Here is a 10022-nt window from a genome sequence, read left to right as displayed (position 1 = left end):
TCCCAAGTCGAAGATGGGAATAACGCAACTCGTTGGGCGCATTTTGCGCCAGCCTTATGCGACAAAATTATCGAAAGACAGCTCCCATCCTCTCGATCAAAGTTACGTTATTTGCCGGCGTTCAAATACAAGGAATCTTATTGATGAAATTAGAGACGGACTCAAGGATGAAGGTCTGGGTGATCTTGAAGGATTCATAAGACCCGATTTGGGCGAGAAGGCACCAAAGACTCCAACTATAGAGATTGGCTTTCGTGAGCAATTTAAGCACCTTGCCGACAATATTTTCCTCCCCCGTTTCGTAATCGACGAGCCGCCCAAGCCGCGTTCGTTGGACTACGAAATGGATTTGCTTGGCCGCATAAATTGGCGAGACTTCGACCTTTCATGGGTCGAAGGGAGGGAGTTGCATATCTTTCAGGCAACCGATATTGAGCAGGCAATTTCACTCGCCGAAAATCCTGTCGATGCAATTAGGCAGACGGGCATCACAAGGAAGATCGTTTACCTTGAGCCTGATCCTGTCTTTGCAACACGGCAGATTTCAGATATTGTCCCAAATCCTTGGGAGGCATGGGAGATTGCAAGCACCGCGCTTGGCTTGCTCGCAAACCGGCATTCACGTCACCAGATTGGCGCTAATCTTAGTATCTTTTTGGAAGCCCTACGATCGAGGCTGGTTCAATTCAAGGACGAGCGCGCCAAATTCCACTTTGAAAAACTCCTAAAGGATAGGAAACTCTGTTTCTATTTGATTCGCGATGGAGAGGGAGGAATCAAATCAACAAAAAAGATTCCGCGCGAAGGCGTGCGCCGTTTGGAGCATAGTTCTGTTGAACCGCTCCAGACCTCAATTTTTGAGATCGAGGAGCGGGACAAATACAATGACTTTGAAAGAGACATCGCGCTTTGTCTCGATAAGCAGGCCAAACTACTCTGGTGGTATCGCAACATATCACGGGCTGGCTATAGTGTGCAGGGCTGGCAGGAAAACCGTATCTATCCTGACTTCCTTGTTCAGGAAAAAGAACCGGAAGAGGTCGATATGCACAGCAGAGTCTTTGTATTAGAGTCAAAGGGGGGGCACTTGGCAGGGAATCCGGATACGGAATACAAGGAAAGCATATTCGATATTTGCACCAGATTGGGCGAGGTGCATGAATGGACCGAACTCGGTCTCAAGTTTCCGGGCCAGAAGTTCATATTCAAGGTCGTCAAGCAAAAGGAATGGCAGGATCAGATCAATGACTTGATCGGAAACTAGCGGCCCATTCGATCCATTGTACTCTTAAGGCCTCCCTTCACCCTTCCGTCACCATTCCGTCACCCTTCCGTCACGGCGTATCTCTATTCCAGTGCGCAGGATACGCCGATTCGGTGACGAAGTGACGATTTTCCCGATGCACCCCCCTTCCTGCCCTGCCTGCTCCTCCCCCTGCTTCCTCGCGGGATGCCGCGCTAACCCTCTACGGCAGCGTTAATGCAGAGCGAAGAGTAATTCAAGTCCCTTTTCGAGAATGCAACCATCGGCATCTACCGGGCCACTCGGACGGCACTTTGATCCTTGCCAATCCCGCACTGATCCGAATGAAGGGCTACGATACTCTCGATGAACTATCTGCCTCGCGGTTAGACAACCGTGGCTATATGAACTCAGAGGATGACGCGAAGTTTCTGCAGGAAATCGAAGATCACGGCTTTGTTCAGGGCTTCACCGCCCTTTGGCAGCGCAAGGACGGCGGAACGATGACGGTGCACGAGAGCGCTCACCGGGTCCTCGACGACGAAGGGAACCTGCTCTACTATGAGGGTATCGCTGAAGACATTACGGCACAGTACGAGGTTGAGCGGGCACTGCGATCTGCTGTCGCTGGCGCTTCCTGAGGATGACATGCTCCGCAATGACATTGAGCAGATCAAGAAAGCTGCAGGAAATGCTGCCAACCTGACCCGCCAATTGCTTGCCTTCAGCCGCAAACAGGTGATGAGCGTCGGTGTCGTCGATCTGAACGCGGTCATCACCAACCTCTTGAAAATGTAGCGCCGCTTGCTCGGTGAAAACATCGAACTGCGATTCCAGCCAGGAGTGTCGCAGATGGCTATCAAAGCCGACACCGGAATGATCGAACAGGTCGTGATCAACCTGGTCATAATTGCCCGCGACGCAATGCCTTCCGGCGGCGAAGTGGATATCGAAACGTCGGCAGCCCACCTTGTCGGAGGTCAGCCCCTTCCCGCCGAACTTAGCCCGGGGGACTACGTCGTCCTGAGCGTTCGCGATACGGGTATAGGGATGTCGCCGGAGGTAATGAGCCGCATCTTCGAGCCATTCTTCACCACCAAAGAGATAGGCCGGGGCACGGGGCTTGGCCTCTCGATGGTCTATGGCTATGTCCGGCAAAGCGGGGGCGATATCGTCGTCGAAAGTGAACTGGGGCAGGGCACGACCTTCCGGGTGTTAATGCCGCACATGAACGGCCCGGAACTGATCGGACAGATCCATCAGATCGATCCATCCGTAGCCGTGCTCTTTGCGTCGGGTTACCTGCCGGATGGTCTCGATTTGACGAGCGGTGCGCTATCGGCCGAGTTCATCGGCAAACCTCTTGCAATCGCTGACCTGGCGCGCAAGGTGCGGGAAGTTATCGATCGCAAGAAGTGAGGGGAAGCAACGCAAGCCGGGCCAGGAGCGCCGGCGATTTAATCCGGCAGAGGCAGGCTGTAAAGGGGCTTCACACACTTGGAGGGCGGGATGATTCCCGCCCTCCAAGATCGAACAACCGCCTCCGAAACGTATTTAACGCTTTCGGCTCGACTTAAGTGAGCGCGCTGCGGGCTTGCTCGGCAATGGCTGAGAAAGCATTGGGATCGCGCACTGCAAGGTCGGCCAGCATCTTGCGGTCGATCTCGATCTTAGCCAGCGCCAGACCGTGGATGAACTTGGAATAAGATAGACCGTGCATCCGGCAGGCCGCATTGATGCGGGTGATCCAGAGACGCCGGAAGTCACCGGCTCGCTTGCGGCGATGCGCCAGATTGTATTGAAGTGCGCGGCGGACGGCGGCGCGCATCGTCCTCAGCAGACGGCTGCGAGCGCCATAGTATCCGCGAGCCGCCAGACGAATCTTATTCCGTCGGGCGTGGGAAGCGACGTGGTTTACAGAACGAGGCATGGTTGGTTGTCAGTTGTCAGTTGTCTTGTAGGCAGGATAGGATTCACTCCGTTCCGGCCCCGATTAGGCTGAAATCAATCTGCGGATGCGGGGTGCGTCCGATGTGACCCCCGTCCCGCTTTTGCGGATGCGCCGTTTTTGCTCCCGCGTCTTACAGGTGAAGTTGTGTCCGCCGTAAGCCTTGTCGCGCTTGATGCGGCCCGAAGCGGTTAGCCGGAAGCGCTTCGCGGCGCCCCGGTTGGTTTTCATCTTGGGCATTGCTTATTGACTTTATGTTATGATCCTTATCGGGCGGGATGAATCCTGCCCTTAAGATTGTTAAAGCCTACTTCTTCCGCACCAGAAGCATCGAAAAGGTGTTCCCCTCGATGCGCGGTCCGTCTTCGACTTTGGCGATGTCGGCCAGTTCACCGGCCATCTTCTGGAGCACTTCCAATCCCCGCTCCTTGCGGGTCATCTGCCGACCGATAAGCATCAGCGTCGCTTTGACGCGGTCTCCCTCCATCAGGAACTTCCTCGCCGCCGCCGTCTTGGTCTGAAAGTCGTGATCGTCGATATTGGAACTGAAGCGGATCTTCTTGATCTCGACATTGTGCTGCTTGCGGCGGCTCTCTTTGGTCCGTTTGGTTTGCTCGTAGCGATACTTGCCGTAGTCGATCACCTTGCAGACGGGGGGCTGAGCCTGTGGCGCGATCTCGACCAGATCGAGCCCGGCATCTTCTGCCATCGCTTTCGCTTCACGAAGCGGGACGATGCCGACCTGCTGACCATCGGCGCCGACCAGTCGCACCTGCGGCGCAAAGATCTCCTCGTTGACGCGCGGGTTCTTGCTGAAATCGCGCGGCGCACGCTGGGATTGGTTAATGATGCACCCCCGCGGCTGGGACCGACAGGGTCAAAGCGAATAATCCAAACGAATCAGAAGCGCTCCCGATGTGTTGATATTAGGTAAGCAAGTGTTCAGGCAAGCGGGTAAGCGAATCCTCTCGCTCATTCGCTCACTTGCTCACTTTCAGTTTTCAGCCTCTGGACAAGGATGTTCAAGTCCACTGCTCCCAAATCGCCTTCGCCTCGATGCCGCAAGGCGACCGACCCCGCCGCAGCCTCCCGCGCGCCTATGATGAGCATATAAGGAATCTTCTCGAGTTCGGCGTCCCGGATCTTCTTGCCGATCTTCTCGCTGCGCAGGTCGGACTGGACCCGCAGTCCGGCATCCTTCAGCGTCCGCTCGACCTCCCCTGCGAAGCCATGCTGGGCGTCGGTGATCGGCAGGACAGCGGCTTGAACCGGTGCCAGCCAGAGCGGGAAGTCGCCTCCGTAATGCTCGATCAGGACGCCGAGGAATCGTTCGAGCGATCCGAGGATCGCCCGGTGCAGCATGACCGGTCGATGCGGCTGATTGTCGGTTCCGGCATACTCGAGGTTGAACCGCTCGGGGAAATTGAAGTCCACCTGAATGGTCGAGCACTGCCAGGTGCGACCGAGACTGTCGCTGACGTGAAAGTCGATCTTCGGGCCATAGAAGGCGCCTTCGCCTTCGTTCACCTGATAGGGGCGTCCGACCCGCGAAAGCGCTTCCTTCAGTGCGCTCTCGGCGCGGTCCCAAAGCGCATCGCCGCCGATCCGGTCGAGCGGCCGGGTCGAAAGATCGATGACAAAGTCGGTCATCCCGAAACGGCCGTAGATTTCGAATATCAGATCGATCATCCCCACCACCTCGTCCACGATCTGATCTTCGGTGCAGAAGACGTGCGCGTCGTCCTGGGTGATATGGCGGACGCGCATCAAGCCGTGAAGAGTGCCGGACTTCTCGTAGCGGTGGACAATCCCCATTTCGGCGAACCGGACCGGCAGGTCGCGATAAGACCACTGCCGCTCGCCGAACATCAGCACGTGTCCCGGGCAGTTCATCGGCTTGACCGCGTAGTCGCGATCCTCCTGCGATGTAAAATACATCGCCCGCTGGTAGTGATCCCAATGACCGGACCGCTCCCAGAGATCGCGCGCCAAAATGAGCGGGGTCTGCACTTCCTGATAGCCGCGCCGCCGCAGAGTCTGCCGGACATAGGTGCGCACGGTGTCGAAGAGCACTACGCCGCGGGGATGCCAGAACGGCGCTCCGGGCGCCTCGTTGTGAAAACTGAACAGCCCTAACTGCCGTCCCAATACCCGGTGGTCGCGCCGCTTCGCCTCCTCGATGCGGTGCAGATGCGCTTCAAGTTGTTCCGCGGTCGGGTAGGCGGTGCCGTAAATCCGCTGCAGCATCGGGTTGCGCTCGTCTCCGCGCCAGTAGGCGCCGGTCAGCGAGAGCAATTTGAAATGCCTGATCCAGCCGGTCGAAGGGACATGCGGACCGCGGCAGAGATCGGTGAACTCGGCCTGGGTATAGGTCGAAATACGACCCTCCAGGCCTTTGATCAGTTCGATCTTGTAGTCCTGGCCGTTCTCGCCGAAAAACTGGAGCGCCTGGTCGGCGGTCACTTCCGACCGGACTATCGGGTAATCGGCCTCCATCTGGCGCTGCATTTCACCCTCGAGCCGGGGAAGGTCGTCAGACGAGATCGGCTCGCCGAAGTCGAAGTCGTAGTAGAAGCCGTCCTTGATTGCCGGGCCGATGCCGAGTTTCGCCTTCGGATAGAGCCTCCGCACGGCCTGCGCGAGCAGATGCGCCGCCGAGTGCCAGAGGAGTTCGAGGCCGCGCGGCGATTCGACGGTCAGCAGGCGGTAACGACCGGGCTGATCGACCGGGTCATCGAGGCCGTAGAGGCGCCCATCGCACTCCGCGCCAATGACGCCGTCGGGAAGGGAGCCGCCCAGGCATTGTCGCAACGACTGACAGGCATCCGATAGCGCCTTCTGAGATATGTCGGCAAAGAGGTCGGACATCACGTGGGCGATACTGGACTCGAACCAGTGACCTCTTGCATGTCACGCAAGCGCTCTAACCAATCTGAGCTAATCGCCCTCCTGCTTCTATTGCAAGACCTTTAAGGTAAGGCTTGGCGTTCGCAATGTCAAGCCTCCGGGCGATCGGAGCCACCTTCGGTTTCAAGTTGCGCACTGCCAAAGTTCTATTGTTAGGAGTAGTGTCATTAATGTCTCGTCCCCCCGCGAAGCAGGGGGGAGAACATATAGACAATCTGCACCAAGTAATGAGCGTTGGTTTACTTCAACAGCACGAGCCGCGTCGTGGCGCGGAATGCCTTCGCCTCCATCCGGCAGAAGTATAGCCCGGCCGGGAGGTGCTCGAGTTCGATGGTGCGGGAATGCTTGCCGCGGAAGAGGCGCTTCATTTCAAGCGTTTCGAGGATGCGTCCCTCAAGGTCATACAAGGTTAATTTGACGTCGCTCTCTTCGGGCAGGTTAAAGCGCACTGTCGTCCGGCCGTTGAAGGGATTCGGTGCTGCCGGATGGAGGGCATAATGCCCGGCGACCGGCAGGTCGGGAGGTGGCGCCGCGTTCGCTGAGTCAATGTTGAGGATGACCCGGATCGTGTCCGCCAATTGAGCGCGGTCGGAACGGAGGATCACCATACCGTTCCGGTTGTAGGGGATGCGTGCGGTATTGCGAATCTGGAACGAATCGACGACCGTCTCGCCGGGGCCGACGGTAAGGGAGGCAGAGATTCTTAGCCAATCAGCACCCTCGACTTCAACTTTCGCAAGTTGGAGGCTAAGCACTCCGTCACCTCGATTGGCTACGCGGTAAGTCCGGTACGCCCGATGACCGGGAAAGAATGACTCCCGAAACTCCCGCCGATCCAGTTCAAGGGTAACACGTTCCAGGCTGAAGTCGGCACTCCGGTTGCCCCCCGGCTCAATTCTGATAGCACGCTCGACACTGTTGTAGCCCGGCTTCCCGGCGCGGAGGGTGTAGTGTCCGATAGGAAGAGCAGACCCTTGATAGCCTTCTTCACCCACTGGCAGACCGAAGATCGCGCCGAGGCCATAGGCGTATCCGGAAACCACCGCTCCAAGCACCGGCCGGTTGGGATTGGCGGCTTCAACGACCCGGCCCTGCAGCGATCCCACGGGAGCACCCGGTCCTGTAGTGAAGAGTATTGACCGATTGGTATTCCCTTCTGTGAAGCGCGGATTTTGAGGCCGGTAAAGATCGGAGAAAGTGTAAGTTAGTCCGGTCCGGCCGTCGGGGCTTGAAATGCCGGTCGAAGCATAGGTGCTGTCATCGCCCGCGATCAGACGAACCGTCGAATACTGAAAAAGTATAGGTGAGTCGCCCGATGCTGTCGGGTATCGCGACGGGTCGAAAAGGACGGCTTGAAATGTCTGGTCGTTGACGTCCTCGGTCGCGCGAATCCGATACCATTCAATGACTATATACCTGCCGGCCTGGTCATAGTGTGCGAAAATGCCGGGCTGATTGTCATTCCGGTTGCGGGTAAAGCGATCCCAGTAGGGGGCTATCATCCCCATCGCCCCGGCGGCTGCAAAGTCGAGCGGGAAATTCTGGAAGTTCATATTGCGCACCTGATTGCCGACGGCGATGAAACCGTGGGTGCAGACGGTGATGGTGTCGAACTCCTGTCCATAGAAGCGGAGCGTGAAGGGCAGACGAAGCGCCGTCGCCGCGCCCGGATCTGTTAGTGCGTCAATCGGCAGGCGCGTCGAATCGACCCGGGGGGGATTGATGTATCCAAAGAGCGGCGCACCCGTCCAGCGCGCCTCCTCGCCGTCGTTAAGGGCAATGTAGCCGTAGTCGTCGGGACCGTAAGGGGTCGCTTCCCGAGCGTTGCCGAGCCGGAAGCGAAGCGGAATCGTCTTGAGTAGAATCTCCTGCCGTAGATCGAGATAGAGCATGACCTCCATGCCCGGCGGCGCGAGGCGATTGGGGCGCAGTTGAAACGGCCCGTCGAGCGGCCGCCGCGTCCCGCCTTCCGGGAGGATTGAGGCATACGAGGCGATCCCGTCGAGCACTTCGACAGCCCAACTCTCGCTGCGAATTTGCGCCGCGATCGGCCCGCTCGGCCAGCGGCCATTATTCACCAGATTGACGAGCACGTTGCCCGTCGAGTCGGTGAGCAACGTTCCCGGCTCGATCCGGCCGGCGACAACATTAGAAGCCTGGACGTCGAGCGGCACTGCAGCCGACCATTCGCCATCCTGGGAATAGATGCGGAGGCGGACGCCCGGGTCGGCGCCGTCGGGAACATCGCCGGTGAAGGTTACTCGAGCACTCCCCCTCGCGCGGCGGGACTCTCCGGCCGGTATGTCCCCGAAGGAAAGGGTCTCGGGGGAGGCTATCGCATAGGGAGAGCTGGCTTCGAGCAGCGCGAAAACGCCGCGGGCAGTGACGTCGCTGCCGCGGTTCTCAAGCGTGGGCTGGATCTCCGCGTCGCCGTTGGGTACGAGCGCGCCGGTGACGTCGTAGTCGATGGCTACCAGCGCGATCGGACGCTCCTCTATCGATATCTCCGTTTCCGACGGGTAGAGACCTCGCCCTGTGACGGTTACGTAGATCGGACCTTCGGGGAGAGTCGGGTCGAGGGTGATGCGGGCATAGCCGTCGTCATCGGTCCAGCCGACGCGCTGATAGAGCGGCTCCCAAATATCATACTCATCGGGGTCGGGAACATCGCCCGGCGCATAGATAGCGACCTGGATATCCGCAGCAGGCTGATCGTCCCCGGCAAAGAGAACCCGCACTTCGACGAGGCTGGTGCCGGGCGAGAGGGTTTCCGGATGCGTGACTCTCAGTTGTCGCGGCACGCTGCGCCACGGTTTAAGTCCCGGATCGCCGTAGAAGTCGAGGTCGGTCTGGTACAGCGTCAGGACTGTGGGATAACGTGGAACAAGCCGGACCAGTCCCGGCCCGGCGGCGGCTCGCGTCCAGCCGAGCGACAGGTCGTCGATAACCAGCGACCTTACCAGCGAAGCCCAAAGCGCATTGCTGATGAACGTCTGAGGCGTCCCCCAACCGCTGAAGACGGATGCCGCTCCGACCAGTTCATCCCGGTTACCGCTGTTGTAGAGTGAGTTCATCATGAACTCCGCGTGGCCGCCGAAGTTGACGACGATGGGATGAACCCGGTTCGGATCGACGCCCGGCAGGCTCGCTTCCCAAGGCGAAATCTGCGCCCGGCCAATCATCAGTGCGGGAGGCCGTTCATTCAACCAGCCGCGCAGTTCAGATGCTATAAGGTCGGCATCGGCTGAATCGGCGCGCGCCGGCTCGCGGACGAGGAGATTTCGATACCCGGCGGCCTCGAGGACGCGCTCACCCCAGCGCGTCGTTAGGTAAAGAGAAGGGTCGAATTCGTCAGCCCAACGTTGTGAAAAGACCCCCGCCCGGGTGAACCAGTTGGGGTTTCGAGTGTCGGGCGCACGCTCATAGGCGAACAACTTGCCAACTGCATGCTCCATCCGGGCCTGACTGCCGGCGGCGATACGTCCGACACCTACATCCATTAGGAAATCATTGCCTTCGAGCAGGCCATATTCGTAATCGGCATGACGTGCCGTCTGCGCCATCGAAGGATTGCCCTGGAAAGAGGGCAGCGTCCATAGCCCGGCATGCTCAAAGCCACGCCGGTCGCCGATCAGGAGGACATAGTCGAATGGTGCCCGCCCGGCTCGCCGCAGTTCCAGATACCGTTCAAGAATTAGTCCCCTGATATTTGCAGCCAGCGAGTCAGACGCCCTAAACGCTGTTACTTCGACGCGATAGCCCATCCGACGCTTCCATTCCAGCAAGGGAATCGCGTACGGAAGGCATTCCTCCCGAACGGCAGCGAAATAGAAGCCTTCGTAAGGCATCGACTCGATAGAAGGATCGCGCCGGGGCAAGTGGTCGCCGGTCAATGTTGCGAGGTAACGTTGGAACTCGAGACTT

Annotated in this window: 7 protein-coding genes and 1 tRNA gene; 2 read left to right on the top strand and 6 right to left on the bottom strand. The window is 58.5% G+C overall.

The features are described 5' to 3' along the window. Window positions 1–1419 precede the first annotated feature (1419 nt). A complete protein-coding gene (locus FJY67_09735; protein ID MBM3329732.1) occupies window positions 1420–1884 on the top strand; it encodes a PAS domain S-box protein in 465 nt (154 codons plus the stop codon). Between the two features lie 211 nt (window positions 1885–2095). Continuing rightward, the gene (locus tag FJY67_09730) at window positions 2096–2662 is read left to right on the top strand and encodes a hypothetical protein (protein ID MBM3329731.1); all 567 of its coding nucleotides are present in this window, start codon (window positions 2096–2098) and stop codon (window positions 2660–2662) included. 154 nt (window positions 2663–2816) lie between these two features. Here the strand turns inward: FJY67_09730 and rplT are convergent, their stop codons facing one another. The 6 genes from rplT to FJY67_09700 form a co-directional block, all read right to left on the bottom strand. Continuing rightward, window positions 2817–3173: a 50S ribosomal protein L20 gene (gene rplT, locus FJY67_09725; protein MBM3329730.1), complete on the bottom strand. Its 357-nt coding sequence runs from the start codon at window positions 3171–3173 to the stop codon at window positions 2817–2819. Between the two features lie 63 nt (window positions 3174–3236). Beyond that, a complete protein-coding gene (rpmI, locus tag FJY67_09720) occupies window positions 3237–3431 on the bottom strand; it encodes a 50S ribosomal protein L35 (protein ID MBM3329729.1) in 195 nt (64 codons plus the stop codon). Between the two features lie 67 nt (window positions 3432–3498). Beyond that, the gene (locus tag FJY67_09715) at window positions 3499–4038 is read right to left on the bottom strand and encodes a translation initiation factor IF-3 (GenBank protein ID MBM3329728.1); all 540 of its coding nucleotides are present in this window, start codon (window positions 4036–4038) and stop codon (window positions 3499–3501) included. Between the two features lie 125 nt (window positions 4039–4163). Next, window positions 4164–6059, bottom strand: a complete 1896-nt coding sequence (thrS, locus tag FJY67_09710; protein ID MBM3329727.1) for a threonine--tRNA ligase — start codon at window positions 6057–6059, stop codon at window positions 4164–4166. Between the two features lie 4 nt (window positions 6060–6063). Continuing rightward, window positions 6064–6138, bottom strand: a tRNA-Val gene (locus tag FJY67_09705). A gap of 199 nt (window positions 6139–6337) precedes the next feature. Beyond that, window positions 6338–10022: T9SS type A sorting domain-containing protein (locus tag FJY67_09700; protein ID MBM3329726.1), on the bottom strand; the 3685-nt coding region annotated here is incomplete at its 5' end.

The sequence above is a fragment of the Calditrichota bacterium genome, from assembly GCA_016867835.1.
Lineage (GTDB): Bacteria > Electryoneota > AABM5-125-24 > Hatepunaeales > Hatepunaeaceae > VGIQ01.
Note: the sequence above shows the minus strand (reverse complement) of the source record. Positions and strands in the feature narration are given on the sequence as shown.